This is a genomic window from Leptospira meyeri, from assembly GCF_004368965.1.
In the GTDB taxonomy this organism is placed as follows: Bacteria; Spirochaetota; Leptospiria; order Leptospirales; family Leptospiraceae; genus Leptospira_A; species Leptospira_A meyeri.
Genome location: NZ_SORO01000001.1, coordinates 2,841,842 through 2,865,466 on the forward strand (window position 1 = coordinate 2,841,842; position 23,625 = coordinate 2,865,466).

The following is a 23,625-nucleotide window of genomic DNA, read 5'->3' on the forward strand; positions in this document are numbered from 1 at the left end:
GAGTTGTCAAGTATGAGTTAGGAGTGTTAGAATAGAATTGTATGCAACGCAATTATTTTTTTCGCTCAAGAACCAGTACAAGGAAAGTTACAAATATATGTAATCGTTTTAGGAGAAAGGCTTTTCCCTGTCGCAGATTTGATACCAGGTCCAAATGTGTATGTATTGGTTCCCAAGGAAAAACTGGAAGAGTTATAGATTTGGAGAACATTATTCGATACAAAGGAACTAGATCCATCTAGAGAAATCGGTGGGTATGTTATGACATTCGAATTTAAAAAGGTTTGCATATCAGAAGGTATTTCCAAATTTTCAGAGAAAGTGATAATTACCAATGTTGGCCAGGAGGTAAAGATTGCTTTATCGTATGGGGTTGAATAGATCATATCCAAATAGGCTGGTGTGATCCCAGTTTCATAAAATTCTACATTTAATACATCTGGGCCACTTAACGATTTATTTGTGATCATCGAAGCTCCAGGAAATGGAATCGAAATGGTAAAAGTAAACAACTCACTTCCTGATTGGTCTACTCGAATCGTTGTTTCTCCTGTACTTGCAATCAAATAGAACCTTCCACCTTCATTTAATAAAATTGAATTTGTAAGACCTTCTAATTGGTTAGTACGGCTGAGGACAGTCAAAGTTCCACCGACAACGGCAACACCATTGGCATCAACGATTTGGCCCGTGATTTGAACGGTTCTCGGTGTAGCAAGTAAGGAAGCTACCCCTAGAATAGCTGCAGGGTTGGTCTCTTCCGAGATTTCTGGATTTACAACCATCTGTACGGCCGGATTGAAATAACAATTTCCAATGACCATCCATAGACCTAAAATCACCGAAAAAGTTAATAACCTAGGATGTGGTTTCATATCATTTCTCCAGAAAATAAAGGATTGTTTCGGAAAAAGAAATTTCTTTTAGGCCTTAGAACCCAAGAGATTGATTCTATAGAAATGCTGAATGTTTGGCAAGATATTTCTTAATAAAGTTTAGTCCCGATATGGTTCGAAACTCCCTATGACTCAACTCTAAAACTTTTAATAAAATACACAAGCAACTGATGGTGAATAACAAAATCTAACAAAACGTGGAGATAACAATTTTCCCGTTGCAGATTTGATATTAGATGTAAATGCAATAAAATATTCAGTGTCAGGCATCAATCCTTCTGCTCCCGAAAATATGAGCTGATTGCCGGAAACACTGGGAGACAGATACCCTACGCTTGGGGCAGGGATAATCATCATCGAATTTGGCATCCAACTAACATCTTCTGGGTCAACGGATGCAGGAGGTTCGCTAAATTCTAAAACCAAAGGGTTTGGAGTTTTTCCCAGGTTCGCATTATGTATGTTAATTTCAGTAACACCACCTTCTAAATAGAACACTCGCACCAAGTCAAAAAAGTTAGGTGGTTCACTGGCACTAATTGAAGTCAAATCGGAAATTTCAAGTCCTGAAGGAGCACCGTTTGTTCCCACACCGATTTCTGTTGGGCTTACTACAATTAAGATCAAAGTAAAAAATGGAGTGCCGTTTTGTAATACTTCATAACTCGTTGAACCAGTTTGAAACGGTAAATAAAATCTTCCGCTTGAATCCGTTGTGTAAGTTGGCAAAGACGCTTTAGATTGAAACGATGGTGGAGAAGGAACAAAAACAAGGCCTGTCAATCCCGAACCATTTTGATCCCTAATTTGGCCAGTGATGAGTAGGTTTGATGTTTCGGCCCCGATTCCAAGAAGACTAAGAAATGAACTATCCTCTTTCTTTTCTACAGGATTTAATATTCCGTTCACAACCGGATTGAAATAACAATTCTGAAAGAACGAAAACATTAGAAGTAATAATCCAATCGACATTTTAAATTGCATCGTCGGTATTCCTCGAAGGTAAATAGATTTCATTTTTAGTCGACCGATTCGATTATTTTCTCTTCTTCAGAGTTTCTAAATCTTTTTCTAGTTGTTCCAGCTCATATTTTTCTTCTGCTTCTTTGAGTTCTTGTTCTGTCCTGATTTGTTCTACAGCTTCATCTTTGATACGTTTGATTTCCGAATCAGAAACCATACGATAGCCGTTCCCTTCGCACACATCAACGACAATGGTTTTACGTGTGATCGTGATCAGAAATCCGCCAAGGAGTGTAATTGCCATATCCCCCCAAGTGGATGTTTGTTTGATGCGAACGGGACGATTGTCTTTTGGAAGTAATACATCCCAATTTGGTTCTTTGAAACGAAGTGCACCAAACAACCAAAAGTATTCTGGATAAGATTGAAAAATTTGGCATTTTGCTGAATCGGGTGCAAGTGTGATCATATTTCCATCGGCCACAGAACCAAGCACAAAGGAATCACGTAGGCTATGAGTGATCACTTCACCACCTTCTTGGTTGGTTTTTCTTTCTGATTCTTGTCGCATCAATTCTTCTCTGCGTTTACGAATCTCTTCTTGTTTGGCAGCGATGGCCTTTTCTTTTTCGGATTTTCTTTTTTCTTCTTCTTCTCTACGGATGATTTCTTCTTCAGATTCAGCAATGTCTTTGTAGATAATTTTTAAAACGGTTTTTTTGGAAATCACCATGTGTTTTCCGTTTTGTGCATCTACTTCCACACTATCCACATTTTGATTGGTGATCACACCTTTGATGGACTTTCCTTGTTTTAACAGAATGGTTTGTACAGCGGCCAATGGGGAAATGATACAAAAAATAAGTACAATGAGAGCTAAATGTTTGTTTCGCATAGAGATGGTCCGTTCTAGTATTTTCCCTATATTATTAGGATTTAGAATCATTTGCAATACAGAATTTTCCCGTTTAGCAGAAATACTTCGAGAAATCCAGAGCGATTTGACAGGATTTGAAAAGCCACCAAACATTCCCCATTCGGAGATTGAAAGAACTTGCCTCAGGTTCGGCTCATCAAATAGTATCTTGCTTTGTTTAATTGTGAATTAGGCTCTATCATGTTTCCTTTTACTAAAGAAGGACTTGGGAGCAAGCAGGTGAGATGAAAGAAGATCAAAAAATGCATAAAGTTCTACATTCTGTTCATTTATGGGGCATTGCTGTAGGACTTGTCATATCTGGTGATTATTTTGGTTGGAACTTTGGATGGTCCAAAGCGAGTTTCTGGGAATTCGGTTTTGCTGTTATACTTGTGGCTACTTTTTACGTACTCTTTGCACTATGTTTTACCGAACTTGCAGCAAGCATTCCACAATCAGGTGGCCCATCTGCTTATGCAAAACGGGCATTAGGGGATTTATTTGGACTGGTCACTGGTTATTTAGTTCTTGTCGAATTTTTGTTAGCACCACCTGCCATTGCTTCGGCTCTCGGGGGATACATTCATTTTCTATTTCCCATTATACCTGCGTTTGGTGCAGGTATTGTCATGTTCTGTTTGTTGTTATTAATCAATTTAACTGGAATCAAACAAACAGCTCGATTTGAACTTCTAGTGACTCTTGTCGCAGTATTCGGACTTTTGTTGTATTTGGTATTTTTAACGCCACATGTATCATTTGAAAAACTACCCAATCTACCAAACGTTCATTCTATTGTTTGGAGTTCGGTTTTTCTTTCTATTCCATTTGCCATTTGGTTTTTTCTGGCTGTGGAAGGAGTGGCTTTGGCGGCCGAAGAGGTGCGAAATCCCGCTAGAGATATACCCATTGGATATACTGCTGGAATCTTCACTCTACTATGTTTGGCGGGGTTTATTTTCGTATTTACAGCGGCAGTTGTTGATACAAAAGAAATCTCTGAATTAGATTATCCCTTGTCTTATGTATTACAAAAGTTATATGGAAAAAATCAAATTTGGCCTTTTGTGTTTACCTTTATTGGATTGTTTGGTTTGGTAGCTTCTTTATTTGGAATCATCCTTGGAAACTCTCGATTGATTTATGCGATGGCCAAAGAAGGATATTTACCCAATTATCTTTCAAAATTGAGTAAAGGTTCCCATGTTCCACAAAATGCTGTTTTAAGTGGCGGGGTACTTGGGATTTTTTGTATGAGTTTTTTAGACACGGCAGAACTCATCACCATTTCTGCATTAGGTGCTTGTGGGATGTATCTTTTTAGCCTAATCTCCTATTTTGTGTTAAGAAAAAAAGAACCTTTGATGCCACGGCCTTACAAAGCTCCGTTTTATCCTGTATTGCCTGGGGTTGCACTCATATTGGGAATTGTGGCTTGTGGATCTGTTTCATTCGCAGAACCTTATTTGGCGATCGGAGTTATTTTTTTCGGCTTTTTGTTAGGGTTTGGGTATTTCTGGAAACAAAAAAGGAACTAAGATCCAAATTCCATCTTTGTTCTTTCTTTGGCATCGTGACAACGTTCTAAAAATAGTCTCGATACCGAATCATCGGGGTTTTTATCTAATAGTTTTGAAAACCCTTCGATGGCTTCTTCAAAATCATCTCTGCGGAAAGCATCCAAGGCTAAGGTGTATTCATCTTTGATTGCCATGAGTCTTGATGCTTTTTCTGGTTCATATCCATCTAAAACTTCTACTACGAAAACGGATTCTGTTTTTCCTTTGATTGCCACTCTGTCAAGTAATCGGTAATGGTATCCAAGTCTTTCCGATGCTTCGATAAATGTATCAGCACTGATCACGATACGAGAAGAAAAGAGTTTTGTAATTCCTTCAATCCGTGACGCAAGGTTTACAGCATCAGAGATAACGGTTCCTTCCATTCTTTTGTGTTCACCTAATATTCCCAAGGTGAGATTTCCTGTGTGGATTCCAATTCCTACTTCGATGGGAATGTATCCACAATTGGCTCTATGTCCGTTATAAATACGAATGGCATCTTGCATTTCGACAGCCGCTTTTACCGCATCATTTATGTCATACGGAAAAAGTGCCATCACTGCATCACCAATAAATTTATCAATAAAACCGTTGTTGTGTCGAATGATAGGTCCAACTCTTTGTAGGTAACTATTTAAAAAGTCAAAGTTTTCTTTGGGTGTAAGTGTTTCTGAAAATTCTGTAAAAGACCTAATATCGGCAAACAGAATGGTCATTCGTTTTTGTACCTGGTCACCTAAGTCCACATACCGGATATCTGATTTGCCTAGATGATATAAAAATTCTGTTGGGACAAAACGACTGAAGGAATTGCTAAGTTGTTTCTGCTCTTGCGCAAATTCTAATGTTTTTGTCATGGTTTGTCGAACAATCCGTCCAAACGTAATGACTTGCAAAAAGACAAATATCACAACACTTGCTGGGGCAACATACATCGTATGGATATATGATTCGGCATGTAGCACATCATTTGTAGCTGCAGCAAGAACCAAAAGCATTCCGAATAACAATGGTTTGGATTCCATTCGTTTTTTTATATAAGCTTGATACAGATAAATAAATATAATAATTCCATTTGCAACAAATGCTATGGGATAGATGGATGCAGTTTCAGTAAAATACACTGGCGGTAACAAAAGACCAATGGTTAAAATGGAGGACAGGGTATAAAAGAAAACTCCCATTCGTTTCGAAAAGTCTTCCGGGAAAATTGTATAAAAATAATGAAATAAAAGAGGCGCAGACCAATACCATGAAAGATATTCTAATCGCAATAAAAACCAATAGGGAACATCGATAAATTCTAACAGAATTCGTTCTCCAGTCGAAATGGTCCTTAGTAAAACTGCCAAGGAAAACAAAAAGATACCTATTGTGTGTTTCCCATCACGATTGTAGAAATACATGATTAAAAAGAAAAAACCAACAAATGCAAGAATTGATGACAACATGGTTTCGTTGATCTTTCGTTTGGTGAGACGACTTTCTGCTTTATTGTAGGTGGAAATGACAATATCGTTCCAAATCCCTCCTTTTCTATGTACATAATTTGCAATATAGAGATCGATGATGATTTCTGAACTTTGTGGTAATACAACCACAGTCGATTTAACTTGTGGAATGTACTCGTTCGGATTGGGTCCAGGTTTTCCAGATCCACCTAGGTACTTTCCATTGGCATAAATAGCGTAAGAAGTGTCCTGTTCAGGGACAGTCAAGGCCATAGTTTCTTGTTGGTTGTCTGCGAGTTTTAATTTGATCCTAAAACTTGCATGTCCAAATCCGCCAAGGGAACCATAATTCATTTTGTATCCGTTCCAATGTTTTGGAAGGCTCAGGAATAAATCGGAATCAGTTTCTATTATTTGTGAAGGGGCCGTATTCCAAAAAAATTTCCATTCCCCATTTAAAACAACAAAGGGTTCGTTCACAAAGGAATGTTGGCTTAGGTCTAAATACCCTTTCTCTGCTTCTGCTTTTACGTTCCTTTCCTCTGAAAGACAACCGAGTTGGAATAAAATAAGAAAAAGAAAGAGTTTCTTCATTTAAGCTTGTCGTTTCGGAAATACAGTATAGTCCTGAAGTTTTGTAAACTTCACTTCATCGCGTTTGTAACCGAGTAGTCCTTCTAGGGTTTGGTATCGATTCATACCCATACTGATTTCTATGTCTTGGCCTGTAAATTGTCCAGGGTGTTCGTACCCACAAGAATGAGCCAAACTTAGAAGTTCTTTTCGAAATCCTTGGATGTATTTGGCCGCACGTTTTCCTTTGATCTCTGGGTCCACTCCGCGTTGTAACCACCAGTTTTGGGTAGCGACACCGGCAGGACAATGGTCCGTATGGCATTTTTGTGCTTGGATGCAACCAATGGATAACATGGCTTCTCTTGCCACATTGATGAGATCACAACCCATGGCAATCGCAACCACAGCTCGGTCAGGGAAACCGAGTTTTCCCGATCCAATCCAAACAATTTGTTCGGACAATCCCTCTTTTTGGAAGAGGGTATACACTCTTTGGAACCCAATTTTAAAAGGTAGAGATACGTGATCGGCATAAGTAAGGGGGGCGGCTCCTGTTCCGCCTTCCCCGCCATCAATGGTGATAAAGTCGGGCCCTTGGGAACTTTGTTTCATTTCATTTGCAAGTTCCTCCCAGAATTCAATTTCTCCGACAGCACTTTTGATTCCAACAGGAAGTCCCGTACCGGATGCGATTTTTTCGATAAACTGGACTAGTTCTTTTACATTTGTAAATTCATTATGTGAGTTAGGTGATATACAATCTTTTCCTTCTTCCACATGACGAATCGCAGCAATTTCAGCGTTTACTTTTTTTGCTGGTAGAATTCCACCTTTCCCTGGTTTGGCGCCTTGAGATAATTTGATTTCGATCATTTTAATACAAGGATTTTTGCCGACCTTTTCTTTCAAAACATCCAAACTAAATTTTCCAGAATGGTCTCTTGCGCCAAAGTATCCCGTTCCAATTTGCCAAACCATATCAGCACCTTGCATATGGTATTGGCTTAGACCACCTTCGCCTGTGTTCTGATAGGCGCCGGAATCTCTTGCTCCTCTGTTCAGTGCCATCACTGCGTTTTTACCAAGAGAACCAAAAGACATTGCTGATATATTAACAATCGAATATGGTCTATAAGGAAATTTACGTTTAGGACCAATGATCTTTAAACAAGGAATACAACTTGGGTCTTGGTTGTGGATATATGCCTTGGCTTCTGGAAAAGGGAAGGCTTTGTGTTTGATAATGGGGTATCCCGGTTCGTATTGGATTTCTGTTGTTCCAAATCCGAAATTATTGTTTTGTCCTTTGGCTGTGGCATATATCCAACTTCTTTCTGTACGATCGAAGGGCCTTTCTTCTTTATCGTGAGCCACCCAGTACTGTCTGAGTTCTGGACCGATCATTTCTAAAAAATATCGGAGACGACCAACAATGGGAAAGTTCCGCTGAATCGTGTGCGTTTTTTGAGTGATGTCTCGGAGGAAGACAAGTACTAGAAATACGAACAATCCAATCAGAGTGGAGGAGAGGGGATGGGTTTCAATCCAAGTAAGTATCTGATCCATAAGGGGTGCGTCCATTTCTATATCAAAAATAAAAAGATGACAAGCTAAGATTGGAGGTGGGTCAAAGAATCTAAAAGTTTTTCTTTTGTAAATGGTTTGAAGATATATCCAGAAATCATGGGAATTTTGGCAGCCCGATCTGTGTCGGCTTCATCAACGGAGGAACTAACTAGAAAGATGGTGATAGGTTTGGGAAATGTTGGTGAAATCTTTCCAAAGGCATCTAAAAATTGCCAACCATCCATAAAGGGCATATTGATATCGAGAAAAATGATGTCAGGGAGTTTGTCCTTGTTTTGCGATTCCTTATGGAAAAACTCCAGTGCGTTTTCCGCATCTGAAAATAATAAAACATCTTCTTTGATTCCGGCGTTGGAAATGATCTTTTTTGTTGTGAACTGATAAATCGTATCATCATCAATCACGCAAATTTTAGGAGTCATTCTGCATCACTCCTTTCTGGAAAGTACATAAGAAAGGTAGCACCTTCTCCAGGTTTGGAAAGCACCTCAATCCTTCCCCCGACCGATTCCATTTTGTATTTGATCAAAAACAACCCCAGCCCTTTCCCACTGATATGACGATGAAAAGTCTTCCTAAGCTGAAAAATTTGATCTCCATACCGCTCTAAATCGATCCCAATCCCATTGTCCGAAAAAGAAATTGTGGTTTGGGAGCCAATTTGAAAGGATTCGACTGAAATCCGCAGCCTTCGGTTCGGGTCGGCGTAACGGAGGGAGTTACTGAGGAGGTGGAGGAAAATGGTTTCTAAAAATTCTTTGGAAAAGTATACAGTGTTCCCACCTGAAAAATTGGATTGAATTTCCGCTTGTTTGCTACTGATTTCCCCATTCATCAATCGGATCACATTAGTAAATGATTGGTCAATGTTAACAGGTTCTGGTTTGAACTGGTCTGAATTTTGGATTTTTAAAGTAGTAATGAGTTCGGAAAGGACTGTTTCTAAAGTCCCAGTTACATTTTCTAAATGGGATTCGATTTCTTTAACATCTTTTAGTTGGTCTGTTTCTTTCATCAAATCAAGAAGGCTTCTTAAGTTACTGACGGGTGCACGCAAATGATGTGAAATGATTTGGTTATATGCTTGTAGTTGTTTATTTTGTGTTAGAAGGGAATTGGTTATGGCTCGTAACCGATCATTGTTTTCTCGGAGCAGAGTTTCATTTTTTTTTCTTTCATTGATATCAATGATCTGTGCCAGGAAATGAATCGGGTGTCCCGAATCGTCACGTAGCACTGTGACAGTGAGATAGGCCCAAACTTTTTTTCCCGATTTATGAATGTATTGTTTTTCGATGGAATAGTTATCGATGATTCCTTTTTGGACTTCATCTCTGTACTTTAAATTTTCTTCTAGTCCGTCATCCGAACTAATTTCGGTAAAATGTTTCCCAACCACTTCATAACTTTGGTAACCTAAAAAACGCGCAAAGGCTTCGTTTGTTTCATCAATATAACCATGTCCACCCGTGAGGACCAAACCTATGGGTGAATCATGAAAAAGTGTTTTGAATCTTCTTTCTGCAAGCGCTAGGTTTGCTTCGGTATCTATTTTTTCCGAAATATCTCTGGAGGATGTATGTAGGTATTTGTTTCCCGTAGTTGGATGGATCGTTAAACGATTGTCAGATTGTAGCCAAATAAAACGTCCATCTTTGTGCAAAAAACGAAACGTAGAGTGGATGTTTTCTTCGCCTCGGAGCAGGGGTTGATGAAACCTTTCTTGGATGAATCTTTTTTCATCGGGGTGAAAAAAATCATAAGGATTTTTGCCGATAAGTTCTTCTGATTTGTATCCAATAATTTTTTCTGAATTGGGACTTACATAAATATATGTTCCGTCGGGCTCATGCAAACACACCAATTCACGGCTAATTGCCGTTAAAAGGTGGAGTATTTCGGAATCGGGCAGTCCCACAAACAAATTCTTTTCTGGTTCCTTTTGATTGTCCATCCGAAATGTAGGCGGACAAATGGATTTTATTAATTTCGTTTGATCCTTTTTTTTAAACCAATCTCACCAAAAAAGAACCCATCCTACCGATGGCCATCAAAATTGAATTAAGGATAATCAAATGAAAAATCTATCGTACATCATTCTGGACGGAAATCTCACCGCTGATCCAGAGGAGAAAACTATTGCAGGAGGTAAGTCTTTGGCCAATTTCACAGTTGCTGTCAATCACACTTCTAATAACCAAGAAGGAAAAGATAAGGAAGATGTTTCTTTCTTTGAGGTAGAAGCCTGGGAAAAACTTGGGGAAAACTGCGTTGAATACCTAAGGAAAGGAAGTAAGGTCACTGTGATGGGAAATTTGAAACAAAACCGTTGGAAAACTTCTGATGGAGAAAACAAATCTAAGTTTCGAGTCATTGCTTCTACTGTCCGCTTTGACAGTATGAGAAAAAAAGAAGAGAAGGTCGCTTAAGGAAGATATGGCGGGTGAAAGGATTGCCTTCACCCGTTATTTCTTGTTAGGGGGTTGGGATGGATCTTTTTTTATGTTTTGAATGGGTTGGCGAATCAAAAATAGAATGAGAATCGTTTTCTGATTTTGAATTTTCATTGGATTCATCTATTTGTCTTTTTTCTTCATTTCGTTCTTCTAAGGATAATTGTTTCCCATTTTTATTTATGGATAAAATTCGAAAATATCTAGGCGAAGAAACTAAATTCCATTCTCTAAAATAGAATTTCGTAAATCCATGTTTCGGACCAAATACTCCGTTGGTGGATTCGATTTTGGATTTGATGTTTGTTTTAAACTCTGATTGTTCTGCAGGGGTAAGATTAGGAAATTGAGCCACTTCTCCTTCGACATAACGATTTCGTAGAATATCTAATTCTCTACGATTTCGCAAAGTTACATCTTCAAAAAATTTTTGTTTGGCACCATAACAATTTCCAAAATAGGATTCACAGTTCGGTTCTAAGTGAGGATTGACAAAGGTTAATTCTAAATAGATGCTAATGTATTCGCCTGGGTTCGGTACTTTACCATCTAAAATTTCTAAAACCTGTGGAACAGTATCTCGATCAGTGTACTGTCTTTCGATTGCCTCACGTGAGATTTTTGTTTCAGGAGTTGTGCTATTTACTTTAACGGGTTTTTTTGATTCTCCAACGATGACCTTGTTTCGCATCACCTCAGTTTTAGTTTCAAGAATTTCGTAGGCTTGAAAGTTGACTGGTTGTTTGGCGATGATTTCACCTTTTTGGTTCAATACGATGATATGGTGATCTAAGATGGTACCGGCAATGATTTCTTCTATGATGCTAATCCCAGCATCTTCAAAAAATAAATCCAATTGAATGAAGGGGATTTTGTTTTCCGAATATTCCACGCTGACCCCGGGTTCCTTGACCAAAGGTTTTTTTTCTTCTTTGGATTCTGAATGTACCGCTTCGGATTTGGTAATCATCTTAATTCGGTTTAAATTGATTTGTTCCGAATGTGTGGGGAATGTAGGGGTAATGACCTGTTGCGGAGTTTCGCATCCCAATAATAGGAGTAGAAGAAAGGATAAGAAAAACAAGCGGTTCATATACTGTTAGTATCGGACAAAGATTGCCCCTAAAATTAGGGGCAATGCGGAAGTTAGATGAGTTTTACGCCAGCAGGAGGGAGGATCGGTCCGCTAGTTTGTAGGATTTCTACATACTTTCCATTGATCAAACGGAATGCTTTTTCTGGTTTTTCTTTTAGGAAATACACAGCTTCAGTTCCTTTTTGAGTAGGAGCTTCCATTTTCAAAACTTTACCCCATTCAGTATATGTAAGAGTGATGGTTTGTCCATCTTGAGAGTATTCTTTTACAAGTTTTCCGTCGAAGTCATATTCAGCCATTGCAATTGGATTTCTGTCTGTCCAAAACTCAATCAAGTTGAAGATTACGATGTCTAAAAAACTTCCGATTCCATAAGCGAAATAAAGTGGGAAAATCATTAAAAGGGATCGAAAGAAACCAGCAAGTTTCCCCGTTCCAATTTGGATGTTTCCATTAAAAGAATAAACTGCTTTTACTGCTCCAAATTTTCCAAAACAATTCGACAACAAACCGAAAGACAAAAGTCCAACGAGAGTCGTTTTTAATATTTTTTTCATTTTTTACCTCTTCGTTTTTGTGAAAAAACTAGAGATATATCATAGGGGATTCTCTTATCCTCTGCAAGCCGAAATGATTGACAGGCATATTTTTTCAAAGAGCCTGGTCGGAATAGAAGGCAAACCCCATTGATCTTTTCTGATTTTGAATACTTTGTCTTCTTTCTCTTCGTTTTTTTTACGGTTTGGTACGTATTCCCCGCTATTTTTTCGAATCAATCTAGAGAAACAAGAATCTTACATGTTTTCCTACTCATTAGTAGTTATTTCTTTTACATGTCTTGGGACTATCGTTTTGGTGCTCTCATTTTGCTTTCCACAGCTATTGATTATTATGTAGGTCTGAAGCTTGCATCCGAATCGAGAGAAAAAATAAGATACTATCTTTTGCTTTTCAGTTTGATTACAAACTTAGTTTTTATTTTAGGATTTTTTAAATACTATAATTTTGTTGTGAATTCTATTAACTCTGTCACCAATCCCATGTTTGGTGCTGATGTTCTGCCTGTATTAAAAATTATCCTTCCTGCAGGGATTTCTTTTTTTACGTTCCAATCTTTGTCTTACACCATTGATGTTTACAGAAAAGAAATTCCTGCCGAAAAGGATTTCATTCGTTTTGCCTTGTTTGTGAGTTTTTTCCCTCAGTTGGTCGCAGGCCCGATTGTGACAGCAAGAACCTTTATGCCCCAATTATATAGTCCCAAAAAACTGGAAGATATCGAGTTTCGTGTTGCGATTCGTTTTTTTATGTTGGGTTATTTTAAAAAGGCTGTTCTTTCCGATATGGTAGCTCCAACCATTGATGCCATTTATGCAGACCCAGCCGGACACCACGCCTATGCATTGTTAATTGCCGCTGCTCTTGGTGGAATCCAAGTATATTTAGATTTTAGTGGTTATTCTGATATGGCGATTGGGAGTGCCATGTTACTCGGTTACAAACTTCCCACAAACTTCAATTTACCTTTTCTCGCTACATCTGTCTCTGGATTTTGGCGCCGTTGGCATATGACCTTAAATTCCTGGTTACGTGATTATATATATATTCCAATGGGCGGTAGCAGAGTAACGTCCGTAAGACGAAAATTCAACCTTTGGTTTACAATGTTTGTGAGTGGCGTTTGGCACGGAGCCCAATGGACTTTTGTATTTTGGGGTTCACTAAACGGTGTTTTTTATGTTTTGGAAGAGGTTTGGAAGGAATGGTTCCCGGACAAAAAGAACGATCCAGAGACCAAACATTGGTATGATGTTCCTATTTGGCTCTTTCAGAATATTCTCAATAGCTCCATTTTCTTTTTGGGGGCAGTTTTCTTTCGTTCTCTTACTTGGGAAAATGCTTGGATTCACATTCGGGGAATATTTACATTCCAGGCCGGACAAATTCGTCCTTATATGTGGAAGGATTTCCTTTGGATCATGGGCTTTTTGTATTTGGGCCATATCATTGGGTATTTTATCTTTGAAAGGGGAAAAGGCAAACAAATCCCGGCCAGTTTGGAGTTTGCCCTGTATCCAATTCTTTTCCTTGTCTTAAATTTAGCTACACCAGAAAATTCCGTTCCGTTCATTTACTTTCAGTTCTAATTTGCTTTTTTCGTTTCCAATAATGGGAATCCTTGTACCTTGTTGCTATGGAAAGTGAACGAAGGCTTCCAAGAATATCTCCAGGAGACTTTTCCGAGTTTCAGGTCCAATTGGATTTGGAAGGAATCACACTTTTCGGAAAGTTAGGGAATATTTCGGAAGAGGGCCTTTGTTTTTTGGGTGAGGATGACTTACTCAGTGACGAAATCGAATCCCAAGTTTTGGGAAGTATAGTTTGGGCAAAAGGCACCAAACGGATGTTCTTTGAAGGTACAGTGATGTGGACCCAAACTTCCAAAATTAAAAATGTCGTTTATTATATTGCGGGAATCCAGTTTCAGGAAAGGCTCAATCTTACTGATTCCATGCTTGCACGTAGTTTGGAGATCAAATGAAAATTTTACTTCTTGGTGGAACTGGCCTAATCGGCAAACAAGTGTTAATATCTCTTGTCTTTTATCCACAAATCAAAAAGGTGATTGTTTGGGCGAGAAACTCGCAATCCGCATCAAACCCCAACGTTCCTATCGAAGTAGTCAAAGTTAGTTGGGATGATTTTCGATCTGGAAAAGTTTCGCTTCCAGATGGTTTGGATGCAGTATTTTGTTGTTTGGGTACAACCATCGGGAAAGCAGGTAGCCAAGAAAAGTTCAAAGAAGTTGATTACGAATACCCACTCCTTGCGGCTAAACAGGCCAAAGAAAAACATGTTCCCGGATTTTATATCATCACCGCCATGGGATCAGATGCTAACTCAACTATTTTTTATAACCGCGTGAAGGGGGAGATAGAAACAGAACTCCGTAAGTTACAATTTCCCTTCCTTGGGATTTTTAGACCATCGCTTCTCATCGGAGAAAGAGAAGAAATCCGAGTGGGGGAAAAAATCGGAGAGTTTCTTGGAAACCTCATTCCTTTTGGTCTTCTCGGACTCAAAAAATTCAAACCAATTCCTGGCGAATATGTTGCTAAATCTATGATTTATTCCTTGTTACATGACAAACCGGAAGAAGGATCAACTCCACAAGTAAAAGTTTATGAAAACGATGTCCTTTGGGAGATCGGTAAGGACCATTCTTTTTGATTCCAGATAACAAACAAAAACCCTATTCTAAAACCAAATACATCATCCTTAGTTGGGTGGTTCACTTGATCGTGAGAGTTTGGTATCTATTTGTTCGAAACCAAAAGTTTATCATTCCAGATGAGAGTGCCAAGGTGATTGAAAAAGGCTCTGGTTATATCATTGCAGTTTTTCATGAAACTACATTGTCTCTTTACCGGCATGCGACTCAATATTTGAAACGCAAAAAAAAAGCAGATATGGTCGCCCTTGTTTCTCAATCCAAAGATGGAGAAATCATCCACCAAACCTTTGCTCGGTCAGGACTCCGTTCAGTTCGGGGATCATCCACAAGAGGAGGAACGGGTGCCTTTCGTAATATTTTAAAAGAGATGAAACAAGGTGCAGTTCCCATTTTTACTGTCGATGGTCCCAAAGGCCCAAGACGTGAGGTAAAACCTGGAGTCATCGTGACGGCATCTCTGACTGGGTTTCCCATCTTGTATTTGCATTCTTGTTATGATAGAGCCTATACTTTTAAAAGTTGGGATAGGCATTTTTTTCCAAAATTCGGAGCGAGGTTATTCATCCAATACGGGGAACCTTTCTTTGTTCCCAAAGGTCTTTCGGAGAGCCAAATGGATGAATATGCCAAAAAATTGGAAATTGCCATGGGAAAAAATGCGGAATCTCTGGAATCTTATGTGCGAGGGCTCTTCCCATACAATTCTATTGACGTACCGCCTAAACTCTAAATTTTAACCAAGTAAGGTAAAAAAATGTCATCTCTCAAAAACTATATCTTCACTTCCGAGTCCGTATCTGAAGGACACCCAGACAAAGTCTGCGACCAAATTTCCGATGCCATTCTCGATGCGTATTTAGCCCAAGATCCAAAATCCCGTGTTGCTTGTGAAACTCTTGTGACGACAAATCTCGTAGTCATCGCCGGCGAGATCACCAGTAAAGGAAAAGTGGACACTCAAGAAGTGGCCCGTGATGTGATCCGTAAAATCGGTTATAACGATATCAATATGTACTTTGATGCTGACTTTGCAGTTGTTGCTTCCCATGTACATGCTCAGTCTCCAGACATTGCCCAAGGGGTAAACGAAGGAGAGGGACTTCATACGGAACAAGGTGCTGGTGACCAAGGTCTTATGTTTGGTTTTGCGATTGCTGAAACACCAGAGCTTATGCCTGCTCCTCTATACTACTCACACAAACTTTTAGAACATTTGTCTGATCTTCGTCACACTGGAAAAATTGACTGGTTGCGTCCTGATGCAAAATCACAAGTCACCATTCAATATGAAGATGGAAAACCAAAGAAAGTGGATACTGTTGTGATCTCCACGCAACACAAACCAGGTGTCACTCATAAACAAATCGAAGAAGCTGTGATTGAAGAATGTATCAAAAAAATCATTCCAAAAGAACTTTTAACGAATACACGCTACTTCATTAATCCAACTGGTAAATTTGAAATTGGTGGGCCACATGGTGATACAGGTCTTACTGGACGTAAGATCATCGTAGATACTTACGGTGGAATGGGTCGTCATGGTGGTGGAGCGTTCTCTGGAAAAGATCCTTCAAAAGTAGATCGTTCTGCAGCATATATCGGCCGTTATATTGCGAAAAACGTAGTGGCTGCTGGTCTTGCTCATAAATGCGAAGTACAACTTGCTTATGCAATTGGTGTTGCGGAACCAGTATCGGTACTTGTGGATACCTTTGGAACAGGAACTATCTCTGATGAAGAAATTGCAAAACGAGTTTTAGCAAATTTCAAACTCACTCCAAAAGGAATCGTAGATGGTCTTGATCTTCTTGGAAAAGGAAGAAAATACCAAGAAACTGCGGCTTATGGTCACTTTGGTAGAACAGGTAACACATTTACTTGGGAAAAAACTGATAAAGCAGAAGCTTTAAAAAAGGGATAAGTATGGGAGCACCTAGCCAATCCACAGCAGATAAAAAAGCAACAAGAGATGCCTACGGCGAAGCCTTAGTTGAGTTAGGTGCATCTAGACAAGATGTTGTAGTTTTAGATGCGGACCTTTCCGGTTCCACTAAAACTGCAGATTTTAAGAAAAAATTTCCTGAACGGTTTTTTAACGTAGGAGTCGCTGAACAAAACTTAGTTGGTCATGCTGCAGGTCTTGCACTTTCTGGGTTTGTGCCTTTTGCTTCTAGTTTTGCTATGTTTTTATCTGGTAGAGCTTGGGAAGTGGTTCGGAACAGTGTCGTTTACCCAAAGTTAAACGTAAAACTCGTTGCTTCTCATGGTGGAATCACTGTGGGGGAAGATGGAGCTTCTCATCAGTGTATCGAAGATTTTGCCATCATGCGTGTCATTCCTGAAATGACTGTGATTTGTCCTTCTGATTTTAACGAAACAAAACAAGTCATCCATGCTATCGCTGATTATAAAGGCCCGGTTTACGTTAGGGTTGGACGACCAGCCATTCCTGTCATCGAAAGAGAAAACTATAAATTCCAAATTGGAAAAGCAGAACTCATTTCTGAAGGAAAAGATGTTTGTATCATTGCAAACGGTGTGATGGTGAACGAAGCCATGACGGCTGTGGGACTACTCAAAGAAAAAGGAATTCATGCAAGCCTTCTCAATATGGCTACTATCAAACCTTTGGACAAAGAGGCCATCATCGCCAAAGCAAAAGAATGCGGTGCCATTGTCACTTGTGAAGAACACAATGTGGTGGGTGGACTCGGATCTGCTGTTTCGGAACTTCTTTCTGAAGAATATCCTGTTCCTGTGATCAAAGTAGGAATGAAAGATACTTTCGGAAAATCAGGAACTTGGAGTGGTTTACTCGACTATTTCGGCCTCCGCGCAAAAGACGTAGTTTCTCACGCAGAAATCGCAATTTCCAAAAAGAAAAAATAAGGTTATGGTTGGGTTATGACCAGCTCTGGAGCATCCCAACCTTCCATTTTAGAAGAAACCGAACGAAAGCCCCGTCTTAGCGATGGGCCTTGGAAGGTTGTACTTTGGGATGATGACTTTCATACTTATGAGTATGTCATTGAGATGTTAATGGATGTTTGCCAAATGCCTTGGGAAAAAGCCTTTCAACATGCTGTGGAAGTGGACACCCGAAAAAAAACCATTGTCTTTTTTGGTGAATTGGAACATGCAGAGTTTGTTCACGAACGGATTTTGAATTATGGCCCCGACCCTAGGATGGGTACATCCAAAGGTTCTATGACGGCGACCCTTGAGAAATAATTTACATCTTACGTTCTAAGGCATAATTTCGTTCTGGAACTAACAACGATGAAACGGATTCATTGGTATCCACTTTGATGTTCGTTGTGGGATTGTAAGTATCCAACATATACTCCCCGTCCACAATGAATTGGTAGTGGTATTCTCCCGGTAACAATTTCTTTTCGAGAGTAAATACACCTTTCCTGTCTTTCTTCAAAAAATCATGTTCGGGGTTCCAATCATTAAAATTTCCAACCACTCTCACTACTTCCGCATCGGGTAAGTAAATTTGAAACTTGACGGTTCGTAAGTCGCGTTCTTCGTTTGCGGAATCTTCTAAAACGATCGTTTTCGTTTGGCGGTCTGTATCCTTTCCTTCTAAAACAAATCGTGAGTAATAAGAACCGGACCCGTCTTCCAATTTATCAAAATTTTCAGGATCGTAAGTGAGAAGACCATTCACGCGGAACTTATACTCGTAAACTGGGTCTTCTTCATAGGTATCAGTGATTTGTGTGGGTTCGATCACCGTATAATAAATTCCATATTGGTTCCGCTTCATATCGGAACATTCCCAATTGTTAAAACTTCCGCAGATTTCCACAGATTCATCACGTAAACCGTTGTATGTAAAAAGAATCCCTCGGTGTATTAGTTTTCCGGAGGATACGTAAGATTCCACATCGAGATAACGAATGTAACGTGGAGCAATATTCTTTTTGAGACTTTCCAGTTGCCAGAGATAATAGACTGTATTTTGGTCCTCTGTTTCATCTGACATCTCGAGTTCCCCTGCGGAAAAACTTCCAATCCAATCCATTCCATCCTCAGCGAAGATTCCGATTCCGGTAAAAAAGAGTAAAATGATGGCGATACGGATGGATTTGAATTTCATCATGGTCGTGTTCGTAAGGGATCCTTTTAGATAATTTTCGGCAGAAATGAAAAAAGAGAGTGAAAGGTTTTTTTCCAAAGGAACCATCTGACATAATAAAAAAAATATTCTGTCATTTTCAGAAGGGGCCGATAATTCATTAGGAATAGACCTTCAAATGGCTGAGCCGATAGACAAATTGAGTCCGGAAGAAATCAAACAAATCGAGACGATGTTTTCGGCTCTCAATAAAAATCCGCTTTCATCGGAAGAATTGAATCCGATGGCGAAGGTTTTGCGTGAGAAACTAGGATACACAAATCCCATCGCGCCCCAAGAACCAGAAACCGATACAGAAGAAGAATCAGGTTCTGCCTTTGATGATTTTGATAATGAAGGGGCAAGCGATTCCGAAGCAGGAGACCCTTTTTCTGGTCTCGATGAGGACGATGACTTTGGTCCTCCGAAACTCCCAAACCGTGAAGCTGAAGAAGACGATGGAATTGATTTAGATGAACTTTTAGGTGAGGACGGTCCAAAACCCACCCCTGCCGAAACACCAACTGCTACGGACGATTTTGACTTTGATGCCCCTTTGTCATCTCCCGACGATACGGATCCTTTTGCTTCCGATGCGGGCCAAGCGGAAGAAGCAGATCCGTTTGCCGATATGGGATCGACCCCTGCCCAATCGGAAAGTTTTGGTGATGACCCTTTTGCTAATTTAGATGCGATCGATGAAGCTCCCATTGAGGACAAACCAGCCCCTGTCATCGGTGATGACCCTTTTGCCAATTTAGGTGAAGAAGACAGTCCACAAACGACCGACGAAGACCTGTTTGCTGGATTTGAAAGTGGATCAGAAGAAACCACTCCTTCGAGGGATGATTTTGATTTTGGGGCAGAAGCGGACACTCCATCCGCTGGCGGCGATGATCCATTTGCGGATATGGGTTCCACACCCCAAGCCACAGAAAGTTTTGGAGATGATCCTTTTGCTAGTTTAGGTGGGGATGATACTCCTGCTTCCGATGTTGGTTCCGCCGATGATCCGTTTGGTGATCTTTCTACTCCAAGTGGTGGAGATACTTCTTTCGGCGATGATCCCTTTGCGGATATGGGCTCCACACCCCAAGCCACAGAAAGTTTTGGAGATGATCCTTTTGCTAGTTTAGGTGGAGAAGACAGTCCTTCTACTCCATCGAGAGACAACGAACTGGCCGACATGGGTGGTGGGTTTGATGATCCATTTGGAGACTTGGGTGTGGGTATGGAACCACCAAGTTTAGATGATGACTTAGGGGCTCCTTCTTTTGATGATTTGGCACCATCCATTGATGATATGCCTGTCTCTACGATGGATGACTTTGGTTCCGATGGGCCAGGTGGATTTGAGGAAGACCTCATGTCTCTCGGTAAAGAAGAAGAACCAGAAGAGTCGCTCGAGGCAAACCTAACCGATGAAGAACTAGCAGTCATCCAAGCCGAATTACTCAGGTATCCGCCGAAACTCAGACGAACTATCATTGATACGATTGTGAACCAAAGAATACCGGTTCGTAATCAAAAAGAAATCATTGAACTCATTAAGGCCCAACAAAAACCAGAAGACATCGCCAGTTATTTAAGTGGTCTTCTGGGAGAACGAGTTGAACTTAGCGACTCTACTGGAAAGTTTGCTGCCGATGGTGTTCCAATCATTGCCAGTCGGGATGCTTACACCAAAGAAGGTGCTGCCCGCAAACGAGAGTTAGTTCGTAGAACCATTTTGTCTTCTGCAGCCGCAGTTTTCCTTGTATTTGGGATTGTCACTCTTTGGAAATATGTCATAGTTCCTTATCGTGCCAAAGCACAGTACGCTCTCGGCCTCGAGAAAATTGAAGAATTCAGTTATGAAACGGATGCATTGGAAAAGAAAAAACTTCTGGCTGATGCAGAAAATTATTTTATCAAAGGGGAAGAAATTTTCCCGCATAACTTAGAGTTTTTGAATAAATACTGTATTGCCTACACCAAAGCAGGGCAGTATGAAAGGGCTTTTGAAAAATGTTTTGGCAAAGTAGAACCTGATTTCGGTTATGAACCAGAAGATAAGGAACATAAAAGAGCATGGGAAAACAGAAAAGAAGTACCAAACATTAGTTTTGCGAAAAAAACAGAATGGAACGATGCAGGTGTTGAAACGGCGGGACGTAGACCATTACCGGAACTTGCTTTTTACTTAACTTCACAAGACAAAGTTCCAAGAAAGGTTTTAAAAGCGGGCGCATACATTGCCTCTCGTCTCAAATACAATATTCATGATATTGATACTTACATTGCACTCGGGACTTTTCACTCATTCCATAGAAAGGATTTTATCGAAGTTCCACCTGGTAGTAATCGTAAAAAATATAAAAACGACCATCTTGCCATTGAATACTTCAAACGAGTGTTTACTGATGGAGGAGATCCTGATAATGTTGATGCCATTGCCGGGATTGCTAAGATTTTTTATAACAAACAAGAGTTTGGAACAGCTGTTAAATATTATAACGATATCATTGAAAAGTATCCCAAAAATGCCATTGGGCATGGTGGAATTCTATCAACATATATCGAAATGTGGAAACGAGATAAAAATCCACAATATGTTCTCAACCACCACAGACAAGTTCGTAATGCTCTTAACATTGAAGATGAATTATCTCTATTTGTATTAGCGAAACTTGCATCCTTCTATATCGATTTGGATTCTGAAGAAGTTAGGATCAAATACAATATCAACCCAGAAGACCAAGTCACAGGGATGGAAATTGATGATAATGTGGAATACCTTCTGAACATTGCCTATGGCAAAGAAGGTGGATCTAAATTTGCAGAAGGATATTACCAACGTGCTAGGTTCTATTTCAAAAAAGAAGAGGCAGCTCGGGGCCTCAAACAATTGGAACTTGCATCTACGTATGACATTCGCCATTACTTAGCAGTTCTTTTGATGGCAGAATATTATATCCAAACAGAAAATTATGATGAAGCCGTAAAGTTACTTAGAGAAGCCGATGATCGTTACCAAAATTATAGAGACCGACTCGGGGAAAGAGATGAGGATGAAACCTTACTCGAAGGAAGCCCTGGAAGGATTTCGTTTAACTTAGGTAAAATCCAATTTTTGGAAGCTGCCGGGATTAATGTAACAGACAATACACGAGAATTTCCTGGTAAAAAAATCTATCCAGAACGTAGTATTGGTACTTTGTCTTATGAAGAAAAAGAAAGAAGAAACGGACTCTTTATGGCTCGTGAATCTTTTCTTGCGGCCCTCGATCGTGATATTTCGAAAGATCCAAAAATCGTCAGAGAATGTTATTATTATTTGGGTTGGATTGATTATAACCATGGAGACTTTGCACAAAGTTTGGATTTTTGGGCAGAACTTCCAGAAGAAGATATCTATAACAATGCAACCTTACTTTTTGGAAAAGGAAATGCGTTCTATTATACAAGACAATACAATGCAGCCCTTGGCAACTATCTGAAGTTAAAGGATGATTTTGAACTGAAAGAACAAAGTTTGGGTCGAATCGATACAGAAAATTCAGATCATAGAGAAGTGTATGAAACTCTCACTGCCCTTTATAATAATATTGGTGCTGTGTATGAGAAAAAACAAGATACCATCAATGCACTCAAATACTATTGGAAAGCAATGGAAACCGCTAGAAAGATTGGGTCTGTGAGCGAAATTGCAAACTCCAACAAAGATTTGGTGTTTGCCAGAGCAAAACTGGATCGAGAGCCACTTCTTGAAGATTGGTTGGCGCCAACGCTTGACCGATTGGATCAGATTAAAAAATAGATTTTGTAAAGTTGACTTTAGGTTTAGGAAAGAAAGTCGGGCGTGGAGGGCAGATGATTTCTATCCTCCAAAATTGTTTTATTACAGATCCCGTCTTAAATTAATGTTTTCGGAAACGTTCGCGGATTCCTAATAGAAAGAAGTAAAATGTTTCCCACATCCTTTGGATTCGGTATGGTCTTGCGATGATCCTCCAAAGCCAAATGAGTCCTCTTTCCTTAAACCATTCAGGTGCTTTTTTGTCAGCACCAGATAACATATCTAAGGCGCCACCTACACCTATCACAACTGCTTTGCCAAAATAACCTGTGTTGTTTTCGATCCAAATTTCTTGGTCTGGAAAATCCATCGCAAGAAAAATGATATCCGGGCCTGTTTTACGAATGGCTTCTTTGACTCGCATTTCTCTTTGTCTATCGAGATGTCCCGCATGCCTTCCGACAATTCTAACTTTTGGAAAATGTCTAGTGAGATTAAAATAAATTCGTTCTACAATTTCGTCTTTGGCCCCAAAGATAAATGCTGTGAATTCTTTGAGTTCGGCCAAACGAATGAGATCCATCATCACTGCAATTGGAGTGACTCTCTCTTTAAGTCTTCCCGAGGTCATCCAACCAATTCCTGCCCCTTCCACGAGAATGGTTCCTGCTTTTTCTGCAATGCGGTGGAGGGACTTTTTCGGGCGCATCCTCATGAGTTTAATGGGATCTAAAAATAAAACATGGTGCATGCCTTCTTTTTTCTCAAGCACGCGAAAGAGTTTGGCAATGGCTTCGTCGGTCGTGACGTTGTCGATGGGAATTCCCAAAACATTTAGAGTTTCTAACTTGGAAACATCGATATTTTGGTATTCTAGTAGTATATCCCTCTCATCTTTTGAGGAATTGTGAACGATTTCGCTCAATTGCTTCATGTAGCCGGGCTTTCCTTTCCTATCTAAAACATTATGTCCAGTACCCTCT

At 39.7% G+C, this 23,625-nt stretch carries 21 protein-coding genes; 10 read left to right on the forward strand and 11 right to left on the reverse strand.

Features of this window, described 5'->3' with window-relative positions:
• Positions 1-65: 65 nt before the first annotated feature.
• The 3 genes from CLV96_RS13370 to CLV96_RS13380 all read right to left on the reverse strand — a co-directional run bounded on the left by CLV96_RS13370 (position 66) and on the right by CLV96_RS13380 (position 2,805).
• Positions 66-875: a carboxypeptidase-like regulatory domain-containing protein gene (locus CLV96_RS13370; protein WP_004784402.1), complete on the reverse strand. Its 810-nt coding sequence runs from the start codon at positions 873-875 to the stop codon at positions 66-68.
• A gap of 168 nt (positions 876-1,043) precedes the next feature.
• Complete coding sequence (locus CLV96_RS13375; RefSeq protein ID WP_004786279.1) at positions 1,044-1,880, reverse strand: hypothetical protein; 837 nt, start codon at positions 1,878-1,880, stop codon at positions 1,044-1,046.
• A gap of 52 nt (positions 1,881-1,932) precedes the next feature.
• Positions 1,933-2,805 (reverse strand): LA_0442/LA_0875 N-terminal domain-containing protein, encoded by an 873-nt coding sequence (locus CLV96_RS13380; protein ID WP_243836483.1) that lies wholly within the window; start codon positions 2,803-2,805, stop codon positions 1,933-1,935.
• Between the two features lie 215 nt (positions 2,806-3,020).
• Here CLV96_RS13380 and eat point away from each other — a divergent pair, with 215 nt between their 5' ends.
• Entirely contained in the window at positions 3,021-4,316 is a 1,296-nt protein-coding gene (gene eat, locus CLV96_RS13385) for an ethanolamine permease (protein ID WP_040917139.1), read from the forward strand.
• Here eat and CLV96_RS13390 read toward each other — a convergent pair.
• From CLV96_RS13390 to CLV96_RS13405, 4 genes are read right to left on the reverse strand one after another with little or no spacing between them, the layout of a single operon-like run.
• Positions 4,313-6,385 carry an adenylate/guanylate cyclase domain-containing protein gene (locus tag CLV96_RS13390; RefSeq protein WP_004784380.1) on the reverse strand — a complete coding sequence of 691 codons (2,073 nt, stop codon included), beginning with the start codon at positions 6,383-6,385 and terminating at the stop codon, positions 4,313-4,315. The genes eat and CLV96_RS13390 overlap by 4 nt on opposite strands.
• Positions 6,386-7,948, reverse strand: a complete 1,563-nt coding sequence (locus CLV96_RS13395) for an FMN-binding glutamate synthase family protein (protein ID WP_040917138.1) — start codon at positions 7,946-7,948, stop codon at positions 6,386-6,388.
• A gap of 29 nt (positions 7,949-7,977) precedes the next feature.
• Entirely contained in the window at positions 7,978-8,376 is a 399-nt protein-coding gene (locus tag CLV96_RS13400; RefSeq protein ID WP_004787207.1) for a response regulator, read from the reverse strand.
• Positions 8,373-9,908 carry a sensor histidine kinase gene (locus CLV96_RS13405; RefSeq protein ID WP_004786944.1) on the reverse strand — a complete coding sequence of 512 codons (1,536 nt, stop codon included), beginning with the start codon at positions 9,906-9,908 and terminating at the stop codon, positions 8,373-8,375. Before CLV96_RS13405 ends, CLV96_RS13400 begins: the two co-directional genes overlap by 4 nt.
• Before the next feature lie 121 nt (positions 9,909-10,029).
• On the opposite strand from CLV96_RS13405, the gene CLV96_RS13410 reads away from it, so the two are divergent.
• Entirely contained in the window at positions 10,030-10,383 is a 354-nt protein-coding gene (locus tag CLV96_RS13410) for a single-stranded DNA-binding protein (RefSeq protein WP_004785713.1), read from the forward strand.
• Positions 10,384-10,429: 46 nt separating this feature from the next.
• Here the strand turns inward: CLV96_RS13410 and CLV96_RS13415 are convergent, their stop codons facing one another.
• Together CLV96_RS13415 and CLV96_RS13420 are read right to left on the reverse strand one after the other, a co-directional pair.
• Positions 10,430-11,500: a hypothetical protein gene (locus CLV96_RS13415; RefSeq protein ID WP_004785271.1), complete on the reverse strand. Its 1,071-nt coding sequence runs from the start codon at positions 11,498-11,500 to the stop codon at positions 10,430-10,432.
• A 53-nt stretch (positions 11,501-11,553) separates the two neighbouring features.
• A complete protein-coding gene (locus CLV96_RS13420; protein ID WP_004787683.1) occupies positions 11,554-12,060 on the reverse strand; it encodes a DUF3332 family protein in 507 nt (168 codons plus the stop codon).
• A gap of 129 nt (positions 12,061-12,189) precedes the next feature.
• Between CLV96_RS13420 and CLV96_RS13425 the strand changes: the two genes are divergently transcribed.
• The 7 genes from CLV96_RS13425 to CLV96_RS13455 are packed head-to-tail and all read left to right on the forward strand — an operon-like array spanning position 12,190 to position 17,969.
• Positions 12,190-13,650 (forward strand): MBOAT family O-acyltransferase, encoded by a 1,461-nt coding sequence (locus CLV96_RS13425; protein ID WP_004786586.1) that lies wholly within the window; start codon positions 12,190-12,192, stop codon positions 13,648-13,650.
• 47 nt (positions 13,651-13,697) lie between these two features.
• Complete coding sequence (locus CLV96_RS13430; RefSeq protein ID WP_243836484.1) at positions 13,698-14,045, forward strand: PilZ domain-containing protein; 348 nt, start codon at positions 13,698-13,700, stop codon at positions 14,043-14,045.
• On the forward strand, positions 14,042-14,734 hold the full coding sequence (locus CLV96_RS13435) for a Rossmann-fold NAD(P)-binding domain-containing protein (protein WP_004784870.1): 693 nt from the start codon (positions 14,042-14,044) through the stop codon (positions 14,732-14,734). The genes CLV96_RS13430 and CLV96_RS13435 overlap by 4 nt, the downstream gene beginning before the upstream one ends.
• Complete coding sequence (locus CLV96_RS13440; protein WP_004786775.1) at positions 14,731-15,468, forward strand: lysophospholipid acyltransferase family protein; 738 nt, start codon at positions 14,731-14,733, stop codon at positions 15,466-15,468. The genes CLV96_RS13435 and CLV96_RS13440 overlap by 4 nt, the downstream gene beginning before the upstream one ends.
• A gap of 24 nt (positions 15,469-15,492) precedes the next feature.
• Positions 15,493-16,659 carry a methionine adenosyltransferase gene (gene metK / locus CLV96_RS13445; RefSeq protein WP_004787395.1) on the forward strand — a complete coding sequence of 389 codons (1,167 nt, stop codon included), beginning with the start codon at positions 15,493-15,495 and terminating at the stop codon, positions 16,657-16,659.
• A gap of 2 nt (positions 16,660-16,661) precedes the next feature.
• Positions 16,662-17,627: a transketolase family protein gene (locus CLV96_RS13450; RefSeq protein WP_004785161.1), complete on the forward strand. Its 966-nt coding sequence runs from the start codon at positions 16,662-16,664 to the stop codon at positions 17,625-17,627.
• 15 nt (positions 17,628-17,642) lie between these two features.
• Entirely contained in the window at positions 17,643-17,969 is a 327-nt protein-coding gene (locus CLV96_RS13455; RefSeq protein WP_004786062.1) for an ATP-dependent Clp protease adaptor ClpS, read from the forward strand.
• 1 nt (position 17,970) lies between these two features.
• Here the strand turns inward: CLV96_RS13455 and CLV96_RS13460 are convergent, their stop codons facing one another.
• Positions 17,971-18,846: a glycogen-binding domain-containing protein gene (locus CLV96_RS13460; RefSeq protein WP_081581559.1), complete on the reverse strand. Its 876-nt coding sequence runs from the start codon at positions 18,844-18,846 to the stop codon at positions 17,971-17,973.
• Positions 18,847-19,003: 157 nt separating this feature from the next.
• Here CLV96_RS13460 and CLV96_RS13465 point away from each other — a divergent pair, with 157 nt between their 5' ends.
• Positions 19,004-22,663 carry a hypothetical protein gene (locus CLV96_RS13465; RefSeq protein WP_004786783.1) on the forward strand — a complete coding sequence of 1,220 codons (3,660 nt, stop codon included), beginning with the start codon at positions 19,004-19,006 and terminating at the stop codon, positions 22,661-22,663.
• Between the two features lie 100 nt (positions 22,664-22,763).
• Here CLV96_RS13465 and CLV96_RS13470 read toward each other — a convergent pair whose 3' ends face one another.
• A complete protein-coding gene (locus CLV96_RS13470) occupies positions 22,764-23,576 on the reverse strand; it encodes a WecB/TagA/CpsF family glycosyltransferase (protein WP_035983331.1) in 813 nt (270 codons plus the stop codon).
• Between the last annotated feature and the right edge of the window lie 49 nt (positions 23,577-23,625).